General features: G+C 61.3%; 26 protein-coding genes. 16 read left to right on the plus strand and 10 right to left on the minus strand.

The genetic code is table 11. The features are described from left to right. Nucleotides 1-23 precede the first annotated feature (23 nt). Entirely contained in the window at nucleotides 24-350 is a 327-nt protein-coding gene (locus tag NCHU2750_RS12165; RefSeq protein WP_119940738.1) for a hypothetical protein, read from the minus strand. A gap of 180 nt (nucleotides 351-530) precedes the next feature. On the opposite strand from NCHU2750_RS12165, the gene NCHU2750_RS12170 reads away from it, so the two are divergent. The 3 genes from NCHU2750_RS12170 to ade all read left to right on the plus strand — a co-directional run bounded on the left by NCHU2750_RS12170 (nucleotide 531) and on the right by ade (nucleotide 3,524). Then, nucleotides 531-1,076, plus strand: a complete 546-nt coding sequence (locus NCHU2750_RS12170; RefSeq protein WP_119940739.1) for a sigma-70 family RNA polymerase sigma factor — start codon at nucleotides 531-533, stop codon at nucleotides 1,074-1,076. Further along, complete coding sequence (locus tag NCHU2750_RS12175) at nucleotides 1,073-1,735, plus strand: NrsF family protein (protein ID WP_245480234.1); 663 nt, start codon at nucleotides 1,073-1,075, stop codon at nucleotides 1,733-1,735. Before NCHU2750_RS12170 ends, NCHU2750_RS12175 begins: the two co-directional genes overlap by 4 nt. 94 nt (nucleotides 1,736-1,829) lie before the next feature. After that, nucleotides 1,830-3,524 (plus strand): adenine deaminase, encoded by a 1,695-nt coding sequence (ade, locus tag NCHU2750_RS12180; RefSeq protein WP_119940741.1) that lies wholly within the window; start codon nucleotides 1,830-1,832, stop codon nucleotides 3,522-3,524. A gap of 177 nt (nucleotides 3,525-3,701) precedes the next feature. Here the strand turns inward: ade and NCHU2750_RS12185 are convergent, their stop codons facing one another. Continuing rightward, complete coding sequence (locus NCHU2750_RS12185; protein WP_119940742.1) at nucleotides 3,702-4,544, minus strand: alpha/beta fold hydrolase; 843 nt, start codon at nucleotides 4,542-4,544, stop codon at nucleotides 3,702-3,704. Between the two features lie 409 nt (nucleotides 4,545-4,953). On the opposite strand from NCHU2750_RS12185, the gene NCHU2750_RS12190 reads away from it, so the two are divergent. From NCHU2750_RS12190 to NCHU2750_RS12220, 7 genes are all read left to right on the plus strand, one after another. Beyond that, nucleotides 4,954-5,193 carry a DUF4160 domain-containing protein gene (locus tag NCHU2750_RS12190; protein WP_245480235.1) on the plus strand — a complete coding sequence of 80 codons (240 nt, stop codon included), beginning with the start codon at nucleotides 4,954-4,956 and terminating at the stop codon, nucleotides 5,191-5,193. Continuing rightward, nucleotides 5,174-5,419, plus strand: a complete 246-nt coding sequence (locus tag NCHU2750_RS12195; RefSeq protein ID WP_119940743.1) for a DUF2442 domain-containing protein — start codon at nucleotides 5,174-5,176, stop codon at nucleotides 5,417-5,419. Before NCHU2750_RS12190 ends, NCHU2750_RS12195 begins: the two co-directional genes overlap by 20 nt. A gap of 175 nt (nucleotides 5,420-5,594) precedes the next feature. Then, nucleotides 5,595-5,957, plus strand: a complete 363-nt coding sequence (locus tag NCHU2750_RS12200) for an ArsR/SmtB family transcription factor (protein ID WP_119940744.1) — start codon at nucleotides 5,595-5,597, stop codon at nucleotides 5,955-5,957. A 21-nt stretch (nucleotides 5,958-5,978) separates the two neighbouring features. Then, complete coding sequence (locus NCHU2750_RS12205; protein WP_119940745.1) at nucleotides 5,979-6,512, plus strand: SRPBCC family protein; 534 nt, start codon at nucleotides 5,979-5,981, stop codon at nucleotides 6,510-6,512. 77 nt (nucleotides 6,513-6,589) lie between these two features. Next, nucleotides 6,590-7,009 carry a GFA family protein gene (locus tag NCHU2750_RS12210; RefSeq protein WP_119940746.1) on the plus strand — a complete coding sequence of 140 codons (420 nt, stop codon included), beginning with the start codon at nucleotides 6,590-6,592 and terminating at the stop codon, nucleotides 7,007-7,009. A 160-nt stretch (nucleotides 7,010-7,169) separates the two neighbouring features. Beyond that, a complete protein-coding gene (locus NCHU2750_RS12215) occupies nucleotides 7,170-8,267 on the plus strand; it encodes a carboxynorspermidine decarboxylase (protein ID WP_119940747.1) in 1,098 nt (365 codons plus the stop codon). Between the two features lie 67 nt (nucleotides 8,268-8,334). Beyond that, the gene (locus NCHU2750_RS12220) at nucleotides 8,335-9,576 is read left to right on the plus strand and encodes a saccharopine dehydrogenase family protein (protein ID WP_119940748.1); all 1,242 of its coding nucleotides are present in this window, start codon (nucleotides 8,335-8,337) and stop codon (nucleotides 9,574-9,576) included. A gap of 315 nt (nucleotides 9,577-9,891) precedes the next feature. On the opposite strand, the gene NCHU2750_RS12225 is transcribed toward NCHU2750_RS12220, so the two are convergent. Together NCHU2750_RS12225 and bglA are read right to left on the minus strand one after the other, a co-directional pair. After that, entirely contained in the window at nucleotides 9,892-10,182 is a 291-nt protein-coding gene (locus tag NCHU2750_RS12225; RefSeq protein WP_119940749.1) for a GIY-YIG nuclease family protein, read from the minus strand. 185 nt (nucleotides 10,183-10,367) lie between these two features. After that, nucleotides 10,368-12,029, minus strand: coding sequence for a beta-galactosidase BglA (bglA, locus tag NCHU2750_RS12230; RefSeq protein ID WP_245480236.1), 1,662 nt, complete (start codon nucleotides 12,027-12,029; stop codon nucleotides 10,368-10,370). Nucleotides 12,030-12,190: 161 nt separating this feature from the next. Between bglA and NCHU2750_RS12235 the strand changes: the two genes are divergently transcribed. Then, nucleotides 12,191-13,105 carry a sugar kinase gene (locus NCHU2750_RS12235; protein ID WP_119940750.1) on the plus strand — a complete coding sequence of 305 codons (915 nt, stop codon included), beginning with the start codon at nucleotides 12,191-12,193 and terminating at the stop codon, nucleotides 13,103-13,105. 97 nt (nucleotides 13,106-13,202) lie between these two features. Here the strand turns inward: NCHU2750_RS12235 and NCHU2750_RS12240 are convergent, their stop codons facing one another. Beyond that, on the minus strand, nucleotides 13,203-13,760 hold the full coding sequence (locus NCHU2750_RS12240; RefSeq protein ID WP_119940751.1) for a dual specificity protein phosphatase family protein: 558 nt from the start codon (nucleotides 13,758-13,760) through the stop codon (nucleotides 13,203-13,205). A 245-nt stretch (nucleotides 13,761-14,005) separates the two neighbouring features. Here NCHU2750_RS12240 and NCHU2750_RS12245 point away from each other — a divergent pair, with 245 nt between their 5' ends. Next, the gene (locus tag NCHU2750_RS12245; RefSeq protein WP_119940752.1) at nucleotides 14,006-15,055 is read left to right on the plus strand and encodes a glycosyltransferase family 4 protein; all 1,050 of its coding nucleotides are present in this window, start codon (nucleotides 14,006-14,008) and stop codon (nucleotides 15,053-15,055) included. Between the two features lie 101 nt (nucleotides 15,056-15,156). On the opposite strand, the gene NCHU2750_RS12250 is transcribed toward NCHU2750_RS12245, so the two are convergent. Continuing rightward, nucleotides 15,157-16,182: an alpha/beta hydrolase gene (locus NCHU2750_RS12250; protein ID WP_119940753.1), complete on the minus strand. Its 1,026-nt coding sequence runs from the start codon at nucleotides 16,180-16,182 to the stop codon at nucleotides 15,157-15,159. 231 nt (nucleotides 16,183-16,413) lie between these two features. Here NCHU2750_RS12250 and NCHU2750_RS12255 point away from each other — a divergent pair, with 231 nt between their 5' ends. Both NCHU2750_RS12255 and NCHU2750_RS12260 read left to right on the plus strand, forming a co-directional pair. Next, on the plus strand, nucleotides 16,414-16,857 hold the full coding sequence (locus NCHU2750_RS12255; protein ID WP_119940754.1) for a MarR family winged helix-turn-helix transcriptional regulator: 444 nt from the start codon (nucleotides 16,414-16,416) through the stop codon (nucleotides 16,855-16,857). Between the two features lie 401 nt (nucleotides 16,858-17,258). After that, nucleotides 17,259-18,065, plus strand: coding sequence for a class I SAM-dependent methyltransferase (locus NCHU2750_RS12260; protein ID WP_119940755.1), 807 nt, complete (start codon nucleotides 17,259-17,261; stop codon nucleotides 18,063-18,065). Nucleotides 18,066-18,166: 101 nt separating this feature from the next. Here the strand turns inward: NCHU2750_RS12260 and der are convergent, their stop codons facing one another. Both der and NCHU2750_RS12275 read right to left on the minus strand, forming a co-directional pair. Next, the gene (der, locus tag NCHU2750_RS12270) at nucleotides 18,167-19,594 is read right to left on the minus strand and encodes a ribosome biogenesis GTPase Der (RefSeq protein ID WP_119940757.1); all 1,428 of its coding nucleotides are present in this window, start codon (nucleotides 19,592-19,594) and stop codon (nucleotides 18,167-18,169) included. 51 nt (nucleotides 19,595-19,645) lie between these two features. Then, nucleotides 19,646-20,332 (minus strand): tetratricopeptide repeat protein, encoded by a 687-nt coding sequence (locus NCHU2750_RS12275; RefSeq protein ID WP_119940758.1) that lies wholly within the window; start codon nucleotides 20,330-20,332, stop codon nucleotides 19,646-19,648. Nucleotides 20,333-20,695: 363 nt separating this feature from the next. Here NCHU2750_RS12275 and NCHU2750_RS12280 point away from each other — a divergent pair, with 363 nt between their 5' ends. Both NCHU2750_RS12280 and NCHU2750_RS12285 read left to right on the plus strand, forming a co-directional pair. After that, the gene (locus NCHU2750_RS12280) at nucleotides 20,696-21,685 is read left to right on the plus strand and encodes a polysaccharide deacetylase family protein (protein ID WP_119943290.1); all 990 of its coding nucleotides are present in this window, start codon (nucleotides 20,696-20,698) and stop codon (nucleotides 21,683-21,685) included. Between the two features lie 116 nt (nucleotides 21,686-21,801). After that, entirely contained in the window at nucleotides 21,802-22,164 is a 363-nt protein-coding gene (locus tag NCHU2750_RS12285) for a VanZ family protein (RefSeq protein WP_119943292.1), read from the plus strand. A 422-nt stretch (nucleotides 22,165-22,586) separates the two neighbouring features. On the opposite strand, the gene sbmA is transcribed toward NCHU2750_RS12285, so the two are convergent. Continuing rightward, the gene (gene sbmA, locus NCHU2750_RS12290) at nucleotides 22,587-23,858 is read right to left on the minus strand and encodes a peptide antibiotic transporter SbmA (RefSeq protein ID WP_119940759.1); all 1,272 of its coding nucleotides are present in this window, start codon (nucleotides 23,856-23,858) and stop codon (nucleotides 22,587-22,589) included. Nucleotides 23,859-24,014: 156 nt separating this feature from the next. After that, a complete protein-coding gene (locus NCHU2750_RS12295; RefSeq protein WP_245480237.1) occupies nucleotides 24,015-25,193 on the minus strand; it encodes a YbfB/YjiJ family MFS transporter in 1,179 nt (392 codons plus the stop codon). Between the last annotated feature and the right edge of the window lie 179 nt (nucleotides 25,194-25,372).

Consider the following 25,372-nt stretch of genomic DNA (forward strand, 5'->3'; position numbering starts at 1 on the left):
ACGGGCCCGGCCGCCACATGCAATCACATGCCGTGGCAGGCCTTCATCATCTTCTGCTTCTTCATCGCATCCTTCTCCATCCCGGCCTTATGTTCGCAGTCCTTGCGCTTGTCGGCCGTCTTCATCATGCCCTTGTCCATGGTCTTGCCCATCGTCTTGCCCTGGCTCATATCCGATTTCATCATCGTGCCTCCCTGCATCGATCCTGACTGCATCGATCCCGATTGCATCGTATCCGAGCCGGACATGCCCATGCTCTTCGACATCGTGTCCTGCGCGCCGGCCGTGCCGGCAAGGAGCGAACCGACGGCAAAAAGGCCTGCGGCAAGGGTGAAAATTGCTCTGGTCATGATGTTTTCCTCTCGCTTTTGCGGCGGCCACCCGCCCCATGCCGGTAGCGCGCACCTCCCTTCCTTCGCGATTTCGACGATCCGGTTACGGGCTCACGCCGGTGTGATAGTTTCGTCCATGCGTTTTTTTGCCTCGCCGTGTAACCGGCGGGTCATATTTGCGAATGACACTACGAACACATGACAAGCCAGTATTCGGAAGACACGTTGAAAGGCCTGATGCTGCTCTCCCTCGACGGGGATGAGGCGGCCTATCGACGGCTGCTTAACAGTGCCCGGACCCTGCTTGTCGGCTATTACGGCCGGCGCATGAGTGCCGCGGCGGCCGATACGGAAGACCTCGTGCAGGAGACGCTCATGGCGCTTCACACCAAACGGGCCACATATGACCGCTCCCGGCCGTTTACCGCCTGGTTTTTCGCCATCGCCCGGCACAAGCTGGTCGATCACCATCGCGCCCGTGGCACGCGCCATTCCGCCGATATCGAACTGGACGACAGCATTGCCGCCCATGACGAGGAGGATGCCATCAACGCGCAGATCGATGTCGAGCGGCTTCTTGCAGGGCTTCCGGAAAAGCAGCGCGACCTGATCCGCCAGGTGAAGCTGGAAGGCCAGTCGGTGGCGGATACCGCGGTCCGCATCGGCCAGTCGGAATCGGCGGTCAAGATCGGCGTCCATCGCGGCGTGAAGGCCCTGGCGAAACGATTGCGGGGTGAAGGATGATGAACAACAGCACCGACGATATCATCGACCGGCTGGTCGCCGACCTCAAACCCGTCCCGCGCCACGCCCTCATCTATCGCTTCGCGCTTGGGCTTGCGCCGGCGCTGATCCTCGGGCTCCTCGTCCTCGTCCTTTTCATCGGTTTCCGCCGGGACATGCCGCACGCGCTCGTCTTGCCCGTTTTCTGGATCAAGTCGGCCTATAACGCCGCCCTTGCCATCATCGGCTTCGTCGCCGTGTTCCGCCTGTCGCGTCCCGGCGCCTCGCCCGGCCGGCCTGCGGGCAACGCCCTGCCGGCGATGGCGCTCGTGGTCGTGGTCATGGCCGTCATCGCCGTCATTCAGCTGGCGATCTCGCCAGCCGCCGCCTATCGGATTCTGATCCTCGGTTCGTCCGCCCTGCATTGCCCCTTCGTCATCATCGGCTTCGGCCTGCCCTTCCTGCTTGCCTATTCATGGAGCCTGAAGGCCGGCGCGCCCACCAATCCGCGCCTCACCGGCTTTGCCGCGGGCCTTGCGGCAGGAGCGGCCGGCGCCTGGGTCTATTCCTGGTTCTGCAACGAAAACGGCATGCCCTTCGTGCTGATCTGGTACTCGCTCGGCATCCTGCTCTCAGCACTGATCGGCATGGTCATCGCACCACGCATTTTTCGCTGGTAAACCATCGCTAAACGGTCAGCGGCTGGGCCCGGTCGGTTTCCCCGCCCGGCTCATGCCGCTACTATGGCCGAAAATTTGACGCGAAAGATGGACCATGACGAAACGACTTGAGACGCTGATCGACCAGGGCACCGGCCGCGAACCCGCCGATATCGTGCTGAAAGGCGGCGAATTCTTCGATCTCGTCACCGGTGAACTCGTCTTGTCCGATATCGCCATCTGCGGCGACCGCATCGTCGGCACCTGCGGCGATTACACCGGCAGGACCGAGATCGACATTTCCGGCAAGATCGTCGTTCCGGGCTTCATCGACACCCATCTGCATATCGAATCATCCCTCGTCACGCCCCACGAATTCGACCGCTGCGTCCTGCCCTATGGCGTGACGACCGTGATCTGCGATCCACACGAGATCGCCAATGTCATCGGCGAGGAAGGCATCCGCTTCTTCCTCGATTCGGCCGTCGAGACGATCATGGATATCCGCGTCCAGCTGTCCTCCTGCGTGCCCGCCACCCATCTGGAAACGGCAGGAGCCGATCTGCCGATCGAAAAGCTCCTGCCCTTCCGCGATCACCCCAAGGTCATCGGCCTTGCCGAGTTCATGAATTTCCCCGGCGTCATCCACAAGGATCCCGTCTGCCTGGCAAAGCTCGACGCCTTCTATGGCGACCATATCGACGGCCATGCGCCGCTTTTGCGCGGCAATGATCTGAACGGCTATCTCGCAGCCGGCATCCGCACCGAGCATGAATCGACGACCGCCGAAGAGGCGCTCGAAAAGATCCGCAAGGGCATGCATGTCCTGGTCCGTGAGGGCTCGGTCTCCAAGGATCTTCAGGCCCTGATGCCGATCATCACCGAGCGCCTGTCGCCCTTCCTGGCGCTCTGCACCGACGACAGAAACCCGCTCGACATCGCCGAACAGGGTCATCTCGACTACATGATCCGCACCGCGATCGCAGCCGGCGCCGAACCGCTCGCCATCTATCGCGCCGCGTCGATCTCGGCGGCCAAGGCCTTCGGCCTCAGCGATCGCGGCCTCGTCGCCCCCGGCTGGCGGGCCGACCTCGTGATCGTCGACACGCTCGAAAACTGCAAGGCCGAGATGGTGTTTGCCGCCGGCCGCCGCGTCACCGACGAACTGTTTGCCACGCGAAAACCCGTCGCCCCGGTCGGCCTCGACAGCGTCAAGGCCCGCCCCGTCCAGGCCATGCATTTCGGCGTCCCCTATTCGGAATCGGAAACGCCGGTCATCGGTGTCGTGCCGGGAAAAATCATCACCGAGCATCGCCGCTACCGCCTACCTGCCGCCGGCAACCAGGCGGGCGTCGATCTGGCCCGTGACATCATCAAGGTCGCCGTCATCGAGCGCCACGGCAAGAATGGCAACCATGCCAACGGCTTCGTTCAGGGCTTTGGCCTGAACAAGGGTGCAATCGCCTCCACCGTCGGCCATGACAGCCACAATATCTGCGTCGTCGGCGTCTCCGAGGATGACATGGCGCTCGCCGCCAACCGGCTTGGCGAAATCAAGGGCGGTTTCGTCGTCGTCGAGGACGGCAAGGTCACCGGCGAGATCGCCCTGCCGCTCGCCGGCCTGATGAGCCTTGAACCCTATGAATGGGTACGAGACACGCTGCACGACCTAAGGAAATCGGCCTATGCCCTTGGAACGACTCTCGAAGAGCCGTTCCTGCAAGTGGCATTTTTACCGCTGCCGGTAATCCCGCATCTGAAGATTTCTGATCGGGGCATGGTGGATGTGGACAGGTTCCAGCTGATTTGAGGGGCGACGGCAAAAGCCTCAGCCAAAGTCCCCCTCTGGCCTACCGGCCATCTCCCCCACAAGGGGGGAGAAGACCCGCGGCACGCGGCTGCCTCGATTGAACATAGACGGCGAGGCCGGGTTAAGCCCTCCCCCTTGTGGGGAGGGTTGGGAGGGGTCTTTCTGTACCAACCCCCATCACTCCTTAAAAAACGCCAGCAGATCCACGTTGATCAAATCCGCATGGGTCGTCGCCATGCCATGCGGCAGTCCCTCATAGACCTTCAGCGTGCCATTGCTCAAAAGCTTCGACGATAGCGGCGCGGAATCCGCAAACGGCACGATCTGGTCGTCGGTCCCGTGCATGACCAGCACCGGCACGTCGATCATCTTCAGGTCCTCGGTAAAATCCGTCTCCGAAAACGCCTTGATGCAATCGTAATGCGCCTTGGTGCCGCCCATCATCCCCTGCCGCCACCAGTTGCGGATGACGCCTTCGGAAATCTCCGCCCCTGGCCGGTTATAGCCGTAAAAGGGGCCGGTCGGGATATCGAGGAAGAACTGCGCCCGGTTGGCCGCCTGCGCGGCGCGAAATCCGTCGAACACCTCGATCGGCAGGCCGCCGGGGTTCTTGTCGCTTTTCACCATGATCGGCGGCACCGCCCCGATCAGCACCGCCTTGGCAACCCGCCCCAGCGGCTGGCCGTATCTGGCCACATAGCGCGTCACCTCCCCGCCCCCGGTCGAGTGCCCGACATGGATGGCGCTTCTGAGATCGAGATGCGCCGCAAGCTCGGCCATGTCCGCGGCATAGGTATCCATCTCGTTGCCGGTCTCCGTCTGGCTGGAACGGCCGTGGCCGCGCCGGTCATGGGCGATGACGCGATATCCCTGATGCAGGAAGAACAGCATCTGGGCGTCCCAGTCGTCGGCCGACAGAGGCCAGCCGTGATGGAAGACGATCGGCTGGGCATCCTTCGATCCCCAGTCCTTGTAGAAGATCTGCGTGCCGTCCTTGGTGGTGATGAAACTGCTGCTCATGATTTTCCCTCGATTGATTGATCTGGCAAAATGCATGCGAATGATGAGGCGATGCGGCAGAAACGCTCGGAAGGCTGCCGTCGCGGCGCCACGATATGACGGGATATCGGTTTTGAAAACCGGGACGAAGGGCTGAAACGCCGCTTGTTTGAGATGCCCGTCAAGGCAAACAGCACGGTGTTGGTAGTCCTTGCGGGGTGCCTTCTGTTCACTGCGCGAGGCGTCTCCGTCTGACGGCACGTGCCTGCTATTGTCTTGCACAGGCGCAAGACGATGGCGAGACAAGTCGAACGATGATTTTCTGCCATCGCGACAGCGATATGCCGCCAAATATCAACAATAGGCGGCTTTCGCACTCAACACTCGGAGAGCCATGGGAGTATCGTCAAACCCGCCAAGCCGGAGATTGATGATGCCCGTTATTTTTCGTCACCGAGGTCTGACATTCTATTTCTACTCCAACGAAGGAGATCCCCGCGAGCCGATCCACGTTCACGTACGTGGCCCCGGTGCCAATGCCAAAGTCTGGTTGGAACCGGCCATAGGCGTCGCAGAGAGCGAAGGCTTCAACGGAAAGGAGCTTCTCATCCGTCTCGTGATCGAGCCCCCCCGCATCAGGACAGCCTGGCATGAGCATTTCGGCAACTGAGGTCAAATTCGACGAGGACACGATGTGGGTCTCGCTGACCGATGGCCGCGTACTTGGCGTGCCCCTCGCATGGTTCCCTCGCCTCCTTCTCGCCAGCCCCAGTGAACGCCAGCAATTCGAATTGAGCCCCGGTGGAATCCATTGGGATTCGTTGAACGAGGACATTTCGATCCAAGGCCTGCTGGAAGGCCGTGGCGATCGCAGCTTGAAGCGGCCGGCAGCCTAAGCTCGATCGCCGAATATCTTTCCGCAAGATTGCTACCGTTTTCACCTGACCACAGGTCCTTTGCGTTGGTCTGAGCATCAAGCCAAAATCGGCTGGGGTGGAGGAGCGCTCCTCGAGCCAAAAACATTAAACCAGTTGGTTGACAATCATGCCTCACGCGCGTACATTAAACCACATGGTTGAATTTCACGCACATCGGATAGACGCTGCTTTCCACGCCCTGAGCGACGCCACGCGTCGCCGGATGCTGCGAGAACTGTCGGCGGGAGAGCGCACCGTCGGGCAATTGGCCGAACCGCATGCCATGTCGCTTGCGGCGGCTTCCAAGCATATCAAGGTGTTGGAAGGTGCCGGCCTTGTGCAGCGGGAAATCCGGGGGCGCACGCATGTCTGTCGTCTCGATCCCGGCCCACTCGCCACCGCGCATCAATGGCTGACCTTCTACGAGCGCTTCTGGACCGGAAGCCTCGATGCGCTTGAAAGACTACTGCGGGAGGAGGATGCCCGAAACGCTGCCGAGGGCGACGTCAAGACTTGAATCAAAACTGGGAGAAGATCAATGAACGACATGATTTCGTTGAAGGAATACGGGGCCGTGACCGCCCGTTTCGAACTCACCATCCAGCGTAAACTACCCGGACCCATCGACCGCATCTGGGCTTATCTCACCGACAGCGATCTGCGGCGCCAATGGCTCGCCTCAGGCATCATGCCGCAGGAACCCGGCGGCTCCTTCGAACTCGTCTGGCGCAATGACGAATTGACGGAAGGCAACGAGCCCCGTCCCGAAGGATTTCCCGAGGAACAGCGCATGGCGAGCGAGATCATCCTGTTCGACGCCCCGCACCGCCTTGCCTTCACCTGGCCCCCGCGCGGCGAAGTCTCGATCGAGCTGAAATCCATCGGCGCGGATGTTCTCCTCACCCTCACCCACCGCCGCATCTCCGACCGCAAGAACATGACCATGGTCGGCGCCGGCTGGCACATGCATCTCGATATTCTCTCCGCCAAGGCCGCCGGCAGGACACCCGCCCCCTTCTGGCAGGGTTGGCTGAGCCTTCGGGAGGAATACGAACGGCTCATCCCCGCATGAACCCCCTTGCCTCCACCGCACGGACGGTGGAGGCTCCCTCGCAACCGATATCCACTCAGGTTTAAAATGGAGACGAGATGACGAGCAGACCCTTTCTCGGCGGCTGCGCCTGCGGTGCGATCCGATATCAGGCGAAGGGCGATCCCGTCGCCATGATCGACTGCCAGTGCCGCCAGTGCCAGCGCGAGACCGGCACCGGCCACACGTCCAACCTTCTCTTCATCGGCGCCGAGGTCGGGATCGAAGGCCAGCCGAGCTTCTGGAACTCGACCGGGGACGGCGGCACGTCGAAAAGGCGCGCCTTCTGCCCCATCTGCGGCGCTCCGGTCTACATGACCTTTCCCGACATGCCCGATTATTTCATCATCCGCGCCGCAAGCCTCGACGAGCCGGAACGCTACAGCCCGCAAATGGCCACCTGGACCGATGCCGCACAGGCTTGGGATCGCCTCGACCCGGCACTGACCGCATTCTCGAAAATGCCGCCGGCCGGCTGACACGGACTGTCCGGCATCGGGCCCGCCGCAATGTCCAAAGGCCCGGCCAATTAACCGGTTCTTTGGACATTCTTGTCTTCGGGTCTTGAAGATGTCATCTGCGTCAGGCAATAGGCCCCTTCAAGTTTTAGAAAGACTGTAAGAAGGCCGACCGAACGAAATGCTGCAGACCCCCTACTATCTCATCGACAAGTCGAAACTGCTCCAGAACATGGAGAAGATCGCGACCTTGCGTGAGAAGTCGGGCGCCAAGGCGCTGCTGGCCCTGAAATGCTTCGCCACCTGGGGCGTCTTCGATTTCATGCGCGACTACATGGACGGCACGACCTCGTCCTCGCTCAACGAAGTCCGCCTCGGCCACGAGCGTTTCGGCAAGGAAACCCACGCCTATTCCGTCGCCTATGCCGATTACGAGATCGACGAGGTCGTCTCCCATGCCGACAAGATCATCTTCAACTCGATCGGCCAGCTGCAGCGCTTTGAAAGCCAGTCCTCCGGCATCACCCGCGGCCTGCGGCTGAACCCCGGCGTCTCTTCGTCGAGCTTCGATCTCGCAGACCCCGCCCGCCCCTTCTCGCGGCTGGGCGAATGGGATCTCGCCAAGGTCGAGCCGGTCATGGACCTGATTTCCGGTTTCATGATCCACAACAACTGCGAAAACGGCGATTTCGACCTCTTTGACCGCATGCTCGGCCAGATCGAGGAGAAATTCGGCCCGCTTCTGAAAAAGGCCGGATGGGTCTCGCTCGGCGGCGGCATCCATTTCACCGGTGACAATTACCCGATCGAGAAATTCGCCGAGCGCCTCAAGCGCTTTTCCGGCGAATATGGCGTCCAGGTCTATCTGGAACCCGGCGAAGCCTCGATCACCCGCTCGACCACGCTGGAAGTCACCGTGCTCGACAAGCTTTACAACGGCAAGGATCTTGTCGTGGTGGATTCATCCATCGAAGCGCACATGCTGGATCTTCTGATCTACCGTGAAAGCGCGAAGGTCCACCCCAACCAGGGACCACATCGTTACATGGTCTGCGGCAAGTCCTGCCTGGCCGGCGACATCTTTGGCGAGTTCGATTTTCCGAGCGAGCTGAACGTCGGCGATCGCCTGTCGATCCAGGATGCCGCGGGCTACACGATGGTCAAGAAAAACTGGTTTAACGGCGTGAAAATGCCGGCAATCGCCATCCGGGAACTGGATGGCAGCCTCAGGACGGTCCGCGAGTTCGGCTACGCGGACTACGAACAGAGCCTTTCCTGATCAGAGCGGGCCAAAGGCCCACAGGACAAGGCTTTCTGACGATTGGACGCAAGGAGTGGTCCCCAGAATGAAGAAGAACGTGCTCATCATCGGCGCCGGCGGCGTCGCGCAGGTCGTCGCGCATAAATGCGCCCAGAACAACGATGTCCTCGGCGACATCCATATCGCCTCGCGCACCAAGGCCAAGTGCGATGCCATCATCGCCTCGGTGAACGAGAAGAAGGCGATGAAACAGCCGGGCGTGCTCGAAGCCCATGCGCTCGATGCGCTGGATATCGAGGCCACCAAGGCGCTGATCGAAAAGACCGGCAGCCAGATCGTCATCAATGTCGGCACCGCGTTTTTGAACATGTCGGTTCTGCGCGCCTGCATGGATACCGGCGTCGCTTACATCGACACGGCGATCCACGAAGAGCCGAACAAGATCTGCGAGACCCCGCCGTGGTACGGTAACTACGAGTGGAAGCGCGCTGCCGAATGCGCCGAAAAGGGCATCACCGCCATCCTCGGCGCCGGCTTCGATCCGGGCGTCGTCAACGCCTATGCGCGTCTCGCTAAGGACGAATATCTCGACAAGGTCACCGACGTCGATATCGTCGACATCAATGCCGGCAGCCACGGCAAGTATTTTGCCACCAATTTCGACCCGGAAATCAACTTCCGCGAATTCACGGGCGTGGTTTACTCGTGGCAGGGCGGCGAATGGAACGTCAACAAGATGTTCGAAATCGGCAAGGACTACGACCTGCCGGTCGTCGGCACCCGCCGCGCCTATCTCTGCGGCCATGACGAAGTACATTCGCTGGCGAAAAACATGGACGGCGCCGACGTGCGCTTCTGGATGGGCTTTGGCGATCACTATATCAACGTCTTCACCGTCCTGAAGTCGATCGGCCTTCTCTCCGAACAGCCGGTCAAGCTTGCCGACGGTTCCGAAGTCGTGCCGCTCAAGGTGGTCAAGGCCTGCCTGCCCGACCCGTCGTCGCTGGCCCCGGAATACGAAGGCAGGACCTGCATCGGCGACTTCGTCAAGGGTGTGAAGGACGGCAAGGAACGCACGGTGTTCATCTACAACGTCGCCGACCACAAGGAAGCCTTCAACGAAGTGGGCTCCCAGGGCATTTCCTACACCGCAGGCGTTCCGCCTGTCGCAGCAGCGATGCTCGTCGCCACCGGCGAATGGGACGTCAAGAAGATGGCCAATGTCGAGGAACTGGCCCCGCGCCCGTTCCTCAACATCCTCAACAAGATCGGCCTGCAGACCTGCATCCGCGACGAAAACGGCGAACGCGAACTGCATTTCGACTGAGATGCGGCGATTGCCGGATGACTGAGATGCCGAAAGGCCCGCGAGCGATCGCGGGCCTTTTCTGCATCCTTTCGACGTCATACTCGGGCTTGTCCCGAGGATCTGCTGTCGTCTCGGTTCTGGTGATGTGGTCAGGTCCTCGGGACAAGCCAGAGGATGACTATCAACACCGCATCCTCGTCACGCCCCCATCATAGCCGCCTCTGGCACAACCGCTCGCTTGTGGCACCACGCCAGCACCAACTTCCCTCATTCCTGTGCCTGTCACAGGAATCCAGCCGCCGTGCGTCCGCACGGCGAGAGGACTCCACACCTTCAAATCGAATGGAGATAGTTGGAAATGTCATCCCACTCCGGATTCATCTGCTCGATCAGATTGAGCTTCCACTTGCGAGGCCATTTCTTCATCGTCTTCTCGCGGGTTATGGCATCGACGAGAAGATCGTATTCCTCGAACCAGACGAGTGTCTTCACTCCGTATTTAGAGGTAAACCCTGGGGTGAGCTCATTCTGATGTTCGAATAGGCGGCCAGCCAGATCACGCGTCACGCCGATATACAGCGTGCCGTTTCTCTTCGAAGCCAGAATGTAAACGTATCCCTTCATGGTTGAAGGATGACAGCTTACTGCGCCTGTTCAAGAGCCTTTCGCGCCGCAGACGCGGCGCTGCTGGATTCCTGTGACAAGCACAGGAATGAGGGAGAATGGGGCTCCGCTCGTCACCCCATCTGGCCTTTGCAATTCGCATATAGAAATGCGCCAATGCACCGGCTGAGCGCCGCCCACGCCCCTCACACCCGCGCGCAAAACACGTCGATCGCGTCCAGCATCACAACACCGTTTTCAAGCTTCGACACATAGCCCGGCATGTCCACCGGCATCACCGATCCGAAGCGGGCCGGAATGGTGAACTTCTGCGTCTCGCGCGTCATGTTGAAGACGAACAGCAGTCTCTCGCCGCCCTTCTCGCGCAGGAAGGCGAGCAGGTCCTGGTTGGTCTCGACGAAGGTCATGTCGCCATCGACGAGCGAGGGGTGGCTCTTGCGGAACTGGAGCGTCGCCCGGTAATGCGCCAGAACCGAATCCGAAAGCCTCTCCTGCGCATCGACGGCGCGCGCGGCATGTTCGGGCGGCACCGGCAGCCATGTCGACAAACCGTCGGTGAATCCGGCATGCGGGGCCTTTGCCTCCCACACCATCGGCGTGCGGCATCCGTCGCGGCCCTTGAAGGCCGGCCAGAAGCGGATGCCATAGGGGTCGCGCAGGTCCTCGAAGGAAAGTTCCGCTTCCGTCAGCCCCAGTTCCTCGCCCTGATAGAGGCAGATCGAGCCGCGCAGCGTGGCGATGATCGAGGCGGAAAGCTTCGCCACCCGGTCCTGCTCGGCCGGATCCTCGATGAAGCGCGTCACGTGGCGGATCACGTCATGGTTGGAAAACGCCCAGCACACCCAGCCGTTCACCACCGTGTCCAGCACGGTCTGCATCACCTTGCGGATATAGGAGGCGGAAAAGGCCGGCCCGAGAAGGTCGAACGTGTAGCACATATGCAGCTTGTCATTGCCGGTCGTATAGAGCGCCAGCGTGTTGAGCGAGCGCGGCCCGTCGCCCACTTCACCGACCGAAGCACGATCGTCATAGCTGTCGAGCAGAGCGCGAAAACGCTTCAGGAAGCCGATATTTTCCGGCTGCGTCTTGTCATAGAGATGGTTCTGCATCGAATACGGATTGGTATCCGTCTCCATGCCCGCGCCGTCGGTATCATAGACCATCGGCGGGTTGTTCCGAAGCTGCTTGTCGTGGAAATAGTAGTTCACCGTATCGAGCCGGAACCCGTCGACGCCGCGCTCCAGCCAGAACTTCACGGTATCCAGCATCGCATCCTGAACCTCCGGATTGTGGAAGTTGAGGTCCGGCTGCGAAATCAGGAAATTGTGCATGTAATATTGCTTGCGCACGCCGTCCCATTCCCAGCCCGGCCCGCCGAAGATGGAGAGCCAGTTGGTCGGCGCCGTGCCATCCGGCTTGGGATCGGCCCAGACGAACCAGTCGGCCTTGGGATTGGTGCGGCTGGTGCGGCTTTCGACAAACCATGGATGCCGGTCGGACGTGTGCGAGATCACCTGGTCGATGATGACTTTCAGGCCCAGCCGGTGCGCTTCCTCCATCATCTCGTCGAAATCGGCAAGCGTGCCGAACATCGGGTCAACATTGCAATAGTCGGAGACGTCATAGCCCATGTCGGCCATCGGAGAGGTGAAGAAGGGCGACAGCCAGATCGCGTCGACGCCGAGCGAGGCGACATGCGCGAGACGCTGGGTGATCCCTTTGATATCGCCCAGCCCGTCACCGGTCGTGTCCTGGAAGGAGCGCGGATAGATCTGGTAGATCACCGCGCCGCGCCACCAGTCCGCACCAGCCTTACCCGTCGACGCCACCTGCATTTCCGTCGCCATGCCTCGCTGCTCCTCTTTCACAAATGTTCCAATCCCGGCCCAGAACCCCAACCTAGAGCCCCTGCGACAAAAGACAACGCGTATTGAGCCCCCTACACGGGCTTGTCAGACACGATCGTAAAGCTTATGCGACGACAGGACTTTTCCGGAGGGATGGAATTTTGGCGGGTAAGCTTCTTTCGATCGGCGAATGCATGGTGGAACTGTCGCAGGCGGGCGAAGGCCTGCTGCGCAAGGGCTTTGCAGGCGATACGTTCAACACGGCCTGGTATGCCCGCGCCTGTTTCCCGGCAGACTGGCAGATCGACTATTTCACCGCCGTCGGCGATGATCCGATGTCGTCCGACATGCTGTCGATGATGAATGCTGCCGGCATCGGCACCAGCCTCGTCATCCGCATTCCCGGCAAGACACCCGGCCTTTACCTGATCACGCTCAAGGATGGCGAGCGCACCTTCAGCTACTGGCGCGACACGGCTGCGGCAAAGAAGCTCGCCGACGATGCCGATCACCTGCGCGCCGCAATCGAAAGCGCCGATATCGTCTATTTCTCCGGCATCACCCTCGGTATTTTGGCACCGGAAGCCGTCGACACACTTCTGTCGGAAGCCCGCCGCGCCAAGGCCATGGGCAAGATGGTCGTCTTCGACCCCAATATCCGCCCGCGCCTGTGGCCGAGCAAGGAATATATGCTGAAGACGATCGAGGATGGCGCCCGCGCCTCCTCGCTCGCCCTGCCGAGCTTCGATGACGAAAAGGTTCATTTCGGCGACAAGGACGAGCAGGCCACCGTCGCCCGCTACAAGGCGCTCGGCGTTGAAAACGTCGTGGTCAAGAATGGCCCGGACGGTGTGACGCTCGCCTTCGGGTCAGAGCCCGTCATCCATGTGCCTGCCGTCAAGGTCGACAAGGTGATCGACACGACCAGCGCCGGCGACAGCTTCAACGGCGGCTTCCTCGCAAGGCTCGTCGAAGGCGGCACGCCGGCCGAGGCGGCAGCCCATGGCGCGGCAGTCGCCGCCCGTGTCATCTGCCACCACGGCGCCCTGATCAGCCCGGATCTTCTGCCGAAGTAAGTTCGCATATCCCATGCGGCGGCCCGCCCGCCGCATCCTGCGCACAGGCGGCCTTTCTCGTGTCGGCAGTTACAATTCTGCTGCCACGCGAGCCCACTCAGAAACCGATCGTTTCCTCGAACTCGTCCCACGATTTGTACATGGCGTAGCGGCCGATGCCGGGGATCGGGATGTGGCCGTAGATCGGCGAGAGCTGCATTTCGGAGAACAGTTCGCTGCGCTTGGCAACGGCGCCGACATAGATCGCCGAGGCGAGCCCTGTGCGATTGGCGCCGTGTTCGCAATGGATGAGGATCGGCTTTTGCGCCTTGCGCATGATCTCGGCCAGCTCTTCGCTTTCCTCGATAGGCACGACCTTGGAGGCACTCAGTGGAAAGTCGATCAGCGTCACACCGTTTTCCGCCGCCGATGCCTGCTCTTCCGCGTACCACGCGCCACGCTTTTCGTTGCGCAGGTTGATGATCGTCTTGACGCCATATTTCTGCGCCGCCTCGTCGATCACCGCATCACCCGGCTGCGCCGAGCGGTAAAGCTCGCCGGGGATCATTTCATGAAAATTCCCCATCATCTGGTTGATGCCCATATAGATGCCGAGGGCGGCGATCGGAGCGACGAGAACGGCGGCAATTTTCAGAGGGCGCAACGGCAAGGGCACATACTCACAACTTCGGCTGCGTGATAGATAGAGACTATCTTGTTGCACTGCAAATCAGAAGTTTGCCGGGCTTACTGCGGCACTTGCGACCGCGCCTTGTCTCGCACTCCAAGGCAGACGGTTCTGCCGGCCCGCTGCATCCATGGGGCGTTTCATTCTCCTGTCATATACTTTCAGGATAGAGGTCTGGAACGTTGGGCCGGGCAGATTCGGCTCGACATCGGCAACGGGGCACGGGCGGCCGGATGACCAGAATAACCATCGTGACGGATGCCTGGTACCCGCAGGTGAACGGTGTCGTCCGTTCGATCGAGAACACCAACCGCGAGCTCACCCGCATGGGCGTCGAGGTGTTCATGGTCACGCCGAAGGATTTTGCCAATATCCCCTGCCCCACCTATCCGGAAATCCGGCTTTCGGTGACGACCTTCGCCCAGGTCGCCTCGGCCATCGAGAAGACCATGCCGACGGCGGTGCATATTGCCACCGAAGGCCCGCTCGGCCTCATTGCCCGCCGCTGGTGCCTGAAGAACGGCATGCCCTTCTCCACCAGCTATCACACCCGGTTCCCGGAATATGTCGCCGCCCGCTTTCCGGTGCCGATCCGCTGGATGCAGGCCTTCGTCCGCTGGTTCCACAATGCCGGCAATGGCTGCATGGTGGCGACGGGAAGCCTCGAGCGGGAACTGTCTAAGATCGGCATCCACAATCTCCTGCGCTGGAGCCGCGGCATAGACCAGACCGCCTTTCACCCGATGCATATGGAAGAGCGCCCCTTCGACCTGCCTCGCCCGATCTTCATGACCGTCGGCCGTGTCGCGGTCGAAAAGAACCTGCCGGCCTTTCTCGATCTCGACCTCCCCGGTTCCAAGGTCGTGATCGGCGATGGCCCGGCGCGCGCCGACCTGCAGAAACGCTATCCGGACGTGCTGTTCACCGGCATGAAGACGGGAGAGGATCTTGCCCGCGCCTATGCGCAGGCGGACGTCTTCGTCTTTCCCTCCAGGACCGATACATTCGGCAACACCATTCTTGAGGCGCTCGCAAGCGGCGTACCGGTGGCTGCCTATCCGGTCATGGGGCCGGTCGATATCATCGAGGAAGGCTCGGGCGCCGGCGCGCTCGACGAGGATCTGCGAACAGCCTGCCTGCGGGCACTCGGCTGCCGCCGCGAGGATGCCAGTCGCCTGGCAAAACGCTATACCTGGGAAGAGGCCTCGAAACAGTTTCTCGGCAATGTGCTGACGGCCCAGACGGCGGCAACACGGCCCGGCAGCGCCCTCTCGGCCAGCTGAAGCCGCGCCGACCGCGAGCGACTTCACAAACCAGGCAACTCCACGGGCAAAGGCCCGGCGGAAAACCACCGGGCCTTTGACGGTCATTTCGGGTGAAAAACTTACTTCTTGAATGCATCCCGAAGTGTTGCATTGGCAACCGAAATCGCGCTGCGCACGGCCGGTGTTTCGGCGATCGCGTTCAGAAGCACGAAGTCGTGGATCGTACCGTTGTAGCGCAGCGAGGTGACGCGCACGCCAGCCTGGGACAGCTTGCGGCCATAGGCTTCGCCCTCGTCGCGCAGCACGTCGTTTTCATCGACGATGATCAGGGCCGGCGGCAGGCCGTTCAGCTGATCGATCGAGGCCTGCAGCGGCGAAGCGGTCGGCTCGCGGCGCTTGGCTTCATCGGGAAGATAGGCGTTCCAGAACCACTTCATCGCGTCCTTCGTCAGCCACGGGCCATTGGCGAACTGGTTATAGGAACCCGTGTCGAAATTGGCGTCGGTGACGGGGTAGAACAGAACCTGCTGGTCGATCTTCGGGCCGCCGCGTTCCTTGGCAAGCAGCGTGAAGGCCGCTGCCATATTGCCCCCGACGCTATCGCCGACCACGGCAAGCCGGCTGGCATCGACGCCGAATTCCTTCGGATGCTCGGTCACATACTTGGCGGTGGCATATACCTGTTCGATGGCGACCGGATAACGGGCTTCCGGCGAGCGCTCGTAATCGACGAAGACGACGGCCGCCTGTGCGCCATTGGCGATTTCGCGAACGAGCCGGTCATGCGTATCGGCATCGCCCAGCACCCAGCCGCCGCCATGAACGTAGATGATGACGGGAAGCGTGCCCTTGGCGCCAGCAGGCTTGACGATACGGATCTTGGTGGATCCGGTCGGGCCGATGGGAAGAACCTTGTTTTCCTCGAAGGCGGCAAGCTTCTTCACGTCGCCCTTCTGTGCATTGGCCAACACGTTGCGGGCATCGGCAGGCGACAGCGTGTAGATCGGCGGCGCACCGGCGAGTGAATTGATGAAGGCCTGTGTCTTCGGTTCCAGCACCACATCGCCGGCATTGGCAAGGCTCGGGATGACGGCGGATGCAGCGGCAATCGCTGCGGCGGATACTGTGTTGGTGATCTTTGACATGGTCGTGTCTCCTTAGGGATCGTCCGGTTTTCAGATTGTGTCGGCCTCGTTGCTGGCCACACAATTTATATCGCGCACGATATAATCGTTTACAAACAAATATCCCGCAGGTCAGCCATGCAAAAACCTTCGTGGCGATTATTTATCGCGCGATATAAATTAACGCGTTTCGGAACGATGCATGGGTCACGGGACCCGGCATGAACACCGATGAAGACGGGAGAACCGACGATGAAGGACGAACTGAAACTCGACACCTTCCTCTGCTTTGCCCTTTATACGGCAAACCACGCGATGAACCGTGTCTACAAGCCGCTACTTGAGGAAATGGACGTCACCTACCCGCAGTTTCTCGTTCTCGTCACCCTGTGGGAGGAAGACGAGCAGACGGTGGGCAGTATCGGCGAAAAGCTGTTTCTGGAATCGAGCACGCTGACGCCGCTTTTGAAACGGCTGGAGGCGGCAGGCTATATCACCCGCGCCCGCAGCCGCAAGGATGAGCGTCAGGTCATCATTCGCCTGACCGATCAGGGCCGGGCGATGAAGGGCAAGGCCGAAAGCATTCCCGGCAATATCATCGCCGCCACCGGCTGCTCCTCCGACGAGGTGCAGCGCCTGCGCCAGGAAATCTCCGACCTCAGGACCGCACTGGACAAGAAGGCCAGCGCCGCCTGAGGAAAACGGCAGGCATGACGCCGCAGAGGCACGCCGATTGGGGGCGCCTTAGCCGGCACCCGTCATCGGCGGCTACGATCAGCCGCCGTCACGGTCCCGCTGGCGAAAATAGACGACGCTGCCGACACCCAGACAGATGGCCACGATAAGACCCACGATTGTCATGATGATCCTCCCGATCAAAGCGGCAAAGCAAAACCTTCGCCAAGCCCGACTCGCGAGGCCTCCCAACCACGCAAGTCAGAGTAGCAATTCAACACCGACTGTCGGCAATTGCAATCCGGGCGGCAGCCGAAACTCACCAAAAGCTGCATTAGCCAAATCGCACATTTCCATCCGTCCGCTCCGGGAGTATCCTGATTATACCGCAAGGATCTGCGGCCAAGGCTCGGATGGCTCAAGTGACACAGGCATCCCGTCATGACGACTGGCGCGCGGGCGAGGGCTATGAACGCTTCATCGGCCGCTGGAGCAGGCGCGTCGCGCCCCGCTTTCTCGATTGGCTGGAACCGGGAAGCGATCTCGACTGGCTGGAGGTCGGCTGCGGCACCGGCGCCCTGACCGAGGCCATCGTCGCCCATGCCGAACCGCGCTCGGTGATCGCCATCGACCCGTCCGAAAACTTTCTGCAAAAGGCCCGCCTGGATATTCCGGACCCGCGCGCCGAATTCCGCCCCGGCAACGCCCAGGCGCTGTCGATGATGGCCGATACGCGCGACATCGCCGTCTCCGGTCTCGTTCTCAATTTCGTCCCCGACCCCAAGCTCGCTCTGCAGGAAATGCAGCGCGTCACCCGCCCGAAAGGCATGGTCGGCTTTTATGTCTGGGATTATCCGGGCGGCGGCATGGGCGTGCTGCAGGCCTTCTGGTCGGCAGCGACAGCACTCGATCCGACAGCGGCCGAGCTTGACGAGAAAACCCGTTTTCCCTTCTGCACCGGCGACGGACTGCTCGAACTCGCCACGGCAGCGGGCCTGACGAAACCCGAGGCAAAGAAGATCGAGATCGTCACGGCCTTCCAGGATTTCGACGATTTCTGGCAGCCCTTCACGCTTGGCGCAGGCCCCGCCCCCGGCTATTGCGCAAGCCTTGGAGACACCGAACGGGAGAGATTGCGGCAAAAGCTGCAGGCCGACCTGCCCGTCTCCGCCGACGGTTCGATCACGCTCGAAGCAAGCGCCTGGGCCATACGCAGCCGCAAGCACTGAGCAGTTCCAACAAAAGTGCGTAGCGGTTTTGCGTCCGGAACTGCGTTAAATCAGGGAGATAGCGCAATCTCGCGATTCGAAAAAAGTGGAGAAGCGCAAAATTAGCGCTTCTTCCTGCGGTTCTCGAACGGGTTGTCACCCGCCTTGAAATGGATGCGGATCGGCACGCCGGGCATCTGGAAATCGGCGCGCAAGCCGTTGATCATGTAGCGGATATAGCTTTCCGGCAGCGCGTCGGGCCGCGTGCACGACACCATGAAGGCCGGTGGGCGGGCCTTCACTTGCGTCATGTATTTGAGCTTCAGGCGGCGGCCCGAAACGGCCGGTGGCGGATGCTGTACCTGCGTGCCCTCAAGCCATTTGTTGAGCTTCGCCGTCGAGATGCGCTTGTTCCACACCCGGTCGGTGGCGATGATTTCCTGCATCAGCTTGTCGAGCCCGTAGCCGGTCTGGCCGGAAATCGGCACCGCACGGATGCCGCGCGCCTGCGGCAGAAGCCGCTCTGTCTTTTCGCGCAGGTCCGTCAGAAACGCCTGCGGATCCTCGATCAGGTCCCATTTGTTGAAGGCAAGCACCGCGGCCCGGCCTTCGCGCAGCACCAGATCGGCAAGCTGCAGGTCCTGCTTTTCGAACGGGATCGTCGCGTCGAAGACGATCACGACCGTCTCGGCAAACCGGATGGAGCGCAGCGAATCGGCCACCGAAAGCTTTTCGAGCTTTTCCGTCACCCGCGCCTTGCGGCGCATGCCGGCCGTGTCGAACATCTTGATCGTGCGGCCGCGCCAGTCCCATTCGACCGAGATCGAATCGCGGGTAATGCCCGCTTCCGGGCCGGTGAGCAGCCTGTCCTCGCCGAGAAAGCGATTGATCAGCGTCGACTTGCCGGCATTCGGGCGGCCGATAATGGCGACCCTGAGCGGCTTGGTCTCATCGTATTCCGCATCGTCGTCGGCCTCGTCGCCGAGAACCGAATCCCTGACGTCGACATCGGTTACCGCCTCGTAGTCGTCGCTGTCTTCCGGAAAAGCGCGTTCCTTGCCGATCGCCTCGACGATCGCATCACGAAGATCGATCATCCCCTGGCCGTGTTCGGCCGAGATCGGCACCGGCTCGCCGAGGCCGAGCGTGAAGGCGTCGTAGAAACCGCCGTCGGAGCCCTTGGCTTCCGACTTGTTGGCGACCAGCACCACCGGCTTGCCGGAACGGCGCAGAAGCTCGCCGAAGGTCTTGTCGAGCGGCGTCAGGCCGGATTTGGCGTCGACGACGAACAGCGTCAGGTCGGCCTCATCGATCGCCGCTTCCGTCTGGGCCCGCATGCGGCCTTCCAGCGTATCGGCACCGGCCTCTTCGAGACCGGCCGTATCGATGATGGTGAAGCGCAGGTCGATGAGCTTGGCATCGCCCGGACGGCGGTCGCGGGTAACACCCGGCGTATCGTCGACAAGCGCCAGCTTCTTTCCGACCAGACGGTTGAAAAGCGTGGACTTGCCGACATTCGGGCGGCCGACGATGGCGACGGTGAAGCTCATATATCCTTTTCCCTCATGCACCCGCGATGAGCGCTGATTTCTTTGCGGGCCTTATCCCTTGGCGGGGTCAGGCGCCTTGCCGGATGCGGTAATGTTGTCGAGCATGATCTGCGCACGGTTGGCAACGTTGCGCGGCGCCTGCCCGTCATTGGCGATCTGCTGGAACCATTCCTTCGCCTGCTTCATGTTGCCGGCCTTGAAGGCCGAAAGGCCGAGAGCCTCGCGTGCCGAATTGGACAGGACATGGCCCTGCGCCGACAGGATCTCGGCCTGCGCCGCGACCTGCTCATAGGTGCCGGTATCGATCAGGATCCATGCGGCGCGAAGCTTGGCGAGATCGCGCAGCGCCTCAGGCACCGAGCCATCCTTGCCGATCTTGTCATAGGTCGAGACAGCACCCGCGCTGTCGCCCTTGGCCTGCAGCACGGAAGCGACGCGGAACTGGGCAAGCACCGGATAGGAACCCGAGCCGTCCTTCTCGATCGTCTCCAATGCCTTCAACGCATCGTCGTTCTTGCCGTCGGCCGCAAGCTGCAGCGCCGCGATGAACTGGTCGCCGGCCTTGGACGAATTGCTGTGGCTCCAGTATTCGTAGCCGCGCCATCCGGCGGTGCCGAGCACGATGACAACGGCCACGCCGATCGCGACCTTGCCGTAGCGCGCCCAGACATATTTCATCTGGTCGGAGCGAAGCTCTTCGTTCACTTCACGGAAAAAACTGTCGTCGTTATGCGCCATCGAAGTCTCCGGTCCTCGTCAGGACCAATCGGGGCGGCTCCTGCAGCAGGCCTTGCCGGCCACGGGATCGCCAATGAATGAGAAAGCGCCTTCTAGCCTATTTTCCCAAGGATGTAAGGCCCCCCGGCAATTTCATGACATGCTTGTTACGCCTTGTGCGCCGGCAAGGCGATCCTGCTGCCTTTTTAGCCCCTCTCCCAAGCTTCGCCGCATTCGGCGTCCATGAGCGCAGACGTCATGAAGAATCAGGAAAAAGTAATGCGTCTCGCCGTCCCCTCGGCCACTCCCGTCATGCGTCCCGCAGTTGGCCCCTGGGCCGCCCCCAGGGCCGCCCTCTGTGCCTCGCGCCTTGCCGCCGCCTGCATGGCGACATTCTGCCTTGCCGCTCCCGCGCTGGCCGACGACGCACCGGCAAAGCCGAAGCAGCTGGTGATGATCTCGTTTGATGGCGCGGGCTCCAATGCACTGTGGCAGCGCAGCCGCGACTTCGCCAAGGCCAACCACGCGCATTTCACCTACTTCCTCTCCTGTTCGCTGGTCATCCCGCATGCCGATGCCGCCCGCTACCAGGGCCCCGGCAAGAAGCCCGGCCGTTCCAATATCGGCTTTGCCAAGGATGTGCCGGAAGCGAAGGAGAGGCTCGGCCATATCTGGCAGGCGCATCTGGAAGGCAATGACATATCGAGCCATACCTGCGGCCATTTCGACGGCAAGGACTGGACCGCCGCCGAATGGACGCAGGAACTGACCAGCTTCCGCGATATCCTCACCAATGCCTGGACGGCGATCGGCGCCGGCGCGGACGAGCCGCAAGGCTGGCGCGACTTCGTTGCCCACGACATCCACGGTTTTCGCGCGCCTTATTTTTCCACCAGCGACGGCATGATCGAGGCGGAGAAGAAGGCCGGCTTCACCTATGATGCGAGCCTCGTCACCAAGGGGCCGATGATGCCTGAGCACAAGGACGGCATGATCCGCTTCGGCCTGCCGCTGATCCCCGAGGGGCCGCAGCAGAAACAGATCATCGCCATGGACTACAATCTCTATGTCCGCCATTCCGGCGCCGTCGAAAAACCGGAACAATCCGCGCAATTCGAGGAACGCGCCTATTCCGCCTTCAAGGCCGCCTTCGACAGGCAATATGACGGCGATCGCATTCCCCTGCAGATCGGCCTGCATTTCGTCGAGATGAATTCGGGCGCCTATTGGCGGGCGATGGAACGCCTCGCCTCCGACGTCTGCAACCGCGCCGATGTCGCCTGCGTCAGCTATTCCGAGGCGATCCGCATGCTCGACGACCACCGCCCGCATCAGGGGGCCGGCAGTGCCGCCCCCGTCAACTCCGCCGGTTAGGCGATTAGGGTCAAGGGCCGCCATCCCCTCGCCGCTCACGCGGTATTTATCATCTGAGTTAAGGGCGTTTGCCGTTCATGCTTCCAGCCGTCTTCCAGTCACGCTATGACAATTCCATGACAAGCCGTCTCTTCCGGGTTCTCCCCTGGCTGGCACTCGCCGCCATCATCTTCGTCACCGTTTCGCCGATCCGCATGAGGCCGCATGATTTTGCCGCCGTCGATGTGGATCGCGCCGGGGCCTTCGGCGTCATGGCCCTGCTCTTCGTGCTTGCCTATCCGCGTCAGTGGATGCTCTGCGCCGCCCTGCTCATTTTGGGCGCAGCCGGTATCGAACTCCTGCAATATCTCTCCCCCACCCGCCATGCCCGTCTGGAAGATGCCGCGGTCAAGGCTGGCGGCGCGGCGATCGGTTGCCTCTGCGGCCTTATCGCCAACCGCCTCATCGCCCGCCTGCGCGCGCCCACCGCTGCTGCCTGAACGGCAAACGCAAGCCGGATCACCAAAAAAGATCCTTTCCGGTTCAAGATCTTGTGCGATTTTCCCGTCCCGCTTCATCCCCGCCATTCCCGCTTGCCCGCATAATCAGACCGTCATCGGATGGGAAACCGGCTTCTAGAACCGGCAGACCTCCTCGGGTTCAGGCTCGGTTCCGGTGATGGCATGGCTGCAGAGGCTCTCGGGGACCTGACAAGTCCGCGACAAGACCGAAGCAGAAAGGCCGGGGCAGGCAAAACCTGAACCACCCATCGCATACCGATACCCGCCTGCCCTCTTCCCACGGGGCAAACCGCAACGGCCTTTCTTCGACCTTTAGGCTGAAGCGGCAATCCCGAAACGCAAAACCGCGCCGGATTGACAACCCGGCGCGGCCCAAACTGCTTGCTTATTGAAAGACCGGATCAGGTCGGCTTGTTCGCCGCCATCTCCCCGCCCTGAGCCTCGCGCTCCAGATAATGCTGGTCGATTTCCGGCAGCGGCCCGCCATCGATCGCCGCCTCGAAGGCCTTGAGACGCTTGTGGATCGACAGAAGCTCGATGATCGTCGTCCAGGAGCTGATCAGGTATTGCAGTGAGCTTGAGACCTGACCGAAGGCCGTCGAGATCTGCTGCCAGATACCGAGGGTGATCTTGGCGGCGACAATCGTCGGGATCAGCAGGAAGATCAGGAACAGCGCATCGGCCTGCAGATAGGCGTAGCGGGCGACGTTGAAATAGAGATAGTGCCAGTACATGCGGAAATAGTTTTTCCGCACGTTGGCGAACAGTTCCTTGACCGTGACCGGCTGTGCGCGGTTCTCGTTGTCCTCGCCATAGACGAGTTCCTTGCGGTAGGCGGCCTCGACCCGCTGGTTGCGGAAATTGAGGCCCGGCAGCTTGATACCGGCGAGCGCCAGAAGCAGCGTCCCGAAGATCGACCAGAAGATCGCCATCCAGAACAAGGCATGCGGCAAGGCGCCGATGATCGGGATTTCCGTGACATAGCTCGACAGGCCGAGCAGGATCGGCAGGAAGACGACGAGCGTCATGACCGAGTTGATGAGCGAGATACCGAGCGTTTCCAGCGTCGAGGAAAACCGCATCGTGTCTTCCTGCACGCGCTGCGATGCACCTTCGATATGGCGCAGCCGCTCCCAGTTGGCCGTGTAGAAATTGTTCATCGCCGTGCGCCAACGGAAAATATAGTGGCTGGTGAAGAAATCGGTCAGGATCGACACGAACATCGACAGGAAGGCTATCTGCGCGAAGATCAGCATCAGCGTATAGAAATCGGTATCGGTGATACCCGGCTTCTTGGCGAGCGCATTCTGCATCAGGTCGAAGAACGGCCGGCGCCAGTTGTTGAGGATGACCGAAATCTGGACGCTGAAATAGGTCACGGCAATGATCAGCAGCGAGCCCCAGACGGACCATGCGATCCAGCTATTATTCTTGGCCAGAAACGACCAGACCGCACCGAACAGCAGCAGGCAGATGACGAAATAGGCGTAGAAGTAGAGATTGGCCGGGACGAGGAAATAGCTCAGGTCATACGGTTCCTGTTCCGGCATGACAAAGCCGGCTTTGTCGCCGATCCCGGCAAAGATGAAATACCAGGCGAGGATCGTCACGACCGACCAGACGGCCGCTGAAATGAAGAACAGTTTCGGGCGGGGGAAGAAGGAATGGAACACGGAGCTTGAGCTTTCCTGAGTTTCAGTCTGCGGGGGTGCTGCGTTAAGCTGCGGGGTGCGGTGTTAGGGCGCGAAATTATGGCAATCGCGTGGATGCGGCAATGGCTGTGCCGTTTTCTTACCTATTTGTAACCGCTGATAAACGCTGCCGGCTGCTCAATCCACCCGGCGCACCACGATTGCCGCAAGCACCACGGCGACGGCCAGCACACAAGTGGCGATCAGGGTCGGCAGGGTGAAACTGCCGCTTTTTTCCGCCGCCCAGCCGGCCACCAGAGGCCCCGCGATCTGGCCGACACCGAAGGCCGCCGTCATCGATGACAGCGCCCGGCGCGGGCTTTCAGGCGCAAGCTTGCCGCCGAGCTGCAGTCCATAGGCGGTGATCACCATGAAGGTGGCGCCGAGCAGAAGGCCGCCGGTCAGCGCACCGGCCGTCGACGGCAGAAGCACCGAGGCGACCACGCCGATCGCAAGCAGCACCAGCGAGGCGACATAGGATCTGGCAATGCCGGCCCGGACCGCCGCCGGATGCCACAGCACCAGCGAGACGGCAGCCGCCGTGCCGGTGAGGAACCAGGCGAGAAACTCGACCACTGGCCCCGCATCGCCCTGCCGGGCGATCGTCACAAGGAATGTCGCGGTGATCACGTAGCCGAAACCGAACAGCCCATAGGAGGCCGTCAGCAGCGTCAGCGGCAGCCGCCATTGAAGCGGTGGCTCGGCCCGGCGCACCGCCGTTGCATGCGGACGCGGCAGAAGCCGCATGACGGCAAATGCCGCAGCCATCGTAATGACCGCGCCGGCCAGCCAGTCGATCCGCCAGCCATGCGCGGCATCTCCCGCAAGCGTGTTGACGATGAAGGCCAGCGCCGAAGACAGCGCGATCCCGACGCCGACACCGCCGAAATGCAGGAAATTGACCACATGCCCCCGACTGCCGGCCTCGCGGGCGAAGGGCAGCACGATCGACGATGTCAGGATAAGCGCCAGCGCGCTCGCAAGCCCCGCCAGGAAACGGATGACGACGAAGGCCGGCACAGAGGTCGTGACCGCCATCGCCGCCAGAAGCACGCTGGTCGAGACGAGCGCACAGAGCGCGATCATCCGCTCGCGGCCCGCCGCCCAGCCCTGGCCGGCCAGAATGGCACCGGCGAGATATCCGGCGAAATTGCCGGCCGCGATATAACCCGCATTGGCGGACGAAAGCGGAATGCCGGCAATCATGCCCGGCAGAACCGGCGTATAGAAGAACCGGCCGAAGCCCATGGCGGCAGCAAGCGTGATCGTGCCGGCAAGGCCGACAAGGCGAAGATCGTAACGTGGGGTCATGTCCATGAGAGGCTTATGGCAGCGCATCGGCCATAGGACAAATCAGCATTTTTCATAGCGGCTATGAAGTTTTCCGGGGCTATGGAAATTTGGCAGCCGTCAAATTTGGACAATTCCGCTCAGAAAGCACTGCGACACCGAATTGACGCATTGCAACGATACATTTGTCTTGTTGTTGACACGAA

Source organism: Neorhizobium sp. NCHU2750, assembly GCF_003597675.1.
GTDB lineage: Bacteria > Pseudomonadota > Alphaproteobacteria > Rhizobiales > Rhizobiaceae > Neorhizobium.

Coding starts and splice junctions, on each gene's coding strand:
- NCHU2750_RS12165 (WP_119940738.1), bottom strand. CDS start 350: ATGACCAGAGCAATTTTCACCCTTGCCGCAGGCCTTTTTGCCGTCGGT.
- NCHU2750_RS12170 (WP_119940739.1), top strand. CDS start 531: ATGACAAGCCAGTATTCGGAAGACACGTTGAAAGGCCTGATGCTGCTC.
- NCHU2750_RS12175 (WP_245480234.1), top strand. CDS start 1,073: ATGATGAACAACAGCACCGACGATATCATCGACCGGCTGGTCGCCGAC.
- ade (WP_119940741.1), top strand. CDS start 1,830: ATGACGAAACGACTTGAGACGCTGATCGACCAGGGCACCGGCCGCGAA.
- NCHU2750_RS12185 (WP_119940742.1), bottom strand. CDS start 4,544: ATGAGCAGCAGTTTCATCACCACCAAGGACGGCACGCAGATCTTCTAC.
- NCHU2750_RS12190 (WP_245480235.1), top strand. CDS start 4,954: ATGATGCCCGTTATTTTTCGTCACCGAGGTCTGACATTCTATTTCTAC.
- NCHU2750_RS12195 (WP_119940743.1), top strand. CDS start 5,174: ATGAGCATTTCGGCAACTGAGGTCAAATTCGACGAGGACACGATGTGG.
- NCHU2750_RS12200 (WP_119940744.1), top strand. CDS start 5,595: ATGGTTGAATTTCACGCACATCGGATAGACGCTGCTTTCCACGCCCTG.
- NCHU2750_RS12205 (WP_119940745.1), top strand. CDS start 5,979: ATGAACGACATGATTTCGTTGAAGGAATACGGGGCCGTGACCGCCCGT.
- NCHU2750_RS12210 (WP_119940746.1), top strand. CDS start 6,590: ATGACGAGCAGACCCTTTCTCGGCGGCTGCGCCTGCGGTGCGATCCGA.
- NCHU2750_RS12215 (WP_119940747.1), top strand. CDS start 7,170: ATGCTGCAGACCCCCTACTATCTCATCGACAAGTCGAAACTGCTCCAG.
- NCHU2750_RS12220 (WP_119940748.1), top strand. CDS start 8,335: ATGAAGAAGAACGTGCTCATCATCGGCGCCGGCGGCGTCGCGCAGGTC.
- NCHU2750_RS12225 (WP_119940749.1), bottom strand. CDS start 10,182: ATGAAGGGATACGTTTACATTCTGGCTTCGAAGAGAAACGGCACGCTG.
- bglA (WP_245480236.1), bottom strand. CDS start 12,029: ATGGCGACGGAAATGCAGGTGGCGTCGACGGGTAAGGCTGGTGCGGAC.
- NCHU2750_RS12245 (WP_119940752.1), top strand. CDS start 14,006: ATGACCAGAATAACCATCGTGACGGATGCCTGGTACCCGCAGGTGAAC.
- NCHU2750_RS12250 (WP_119940753.1), bottom strand. CDS start 16,182: ATGTCAAAGATCACCAACACAGTATCCGCCGCAGCGATTGCCGCTGCA.
- NCHU2750_RS12255 (WP_119940754.1), top strand. CDS start 16,414: ATGAAGGACGAACTGAAACTCGACACCTTCCTCTGCTTTGCCCTTTAT.
- der (WP_119940757.1), bottom strand. CDS start 19,594: ATGAGCTTCACCGTCGCCATCGTCGGCCGCCCGAATGTCGGCAAGTCC.
- NCHU2750_RS12275 (WP_119940758.1), bottom strand. CDS start 20,332: ATGGCGCATAACGACGACAGTTTTTTCCGTGAAGTGAACGAAGAGCTT.
- NCHU2750_RS12280 (WP_119943290.1), top strand. CDS start 20,696: ATGGCGACATTCTGCCTTGCCGCTCCCGCGCTGGCCGACGACGCACCG.
- NCHU2750_RS12285 (WP_119943292.1), top strand. CDS start 21,802: ATGACAAGCCGTCTCTTCCGGGTTCTCCCCTGGCTGGCACTCGCCGCC.
- NCHU2750_RS12295 (WP_245480237.1), bottom strand. CDS start 25,193: ATGGACATGACCCCACGTTACGATCTTCGCCTTGTCGGCCTTGCCGGC.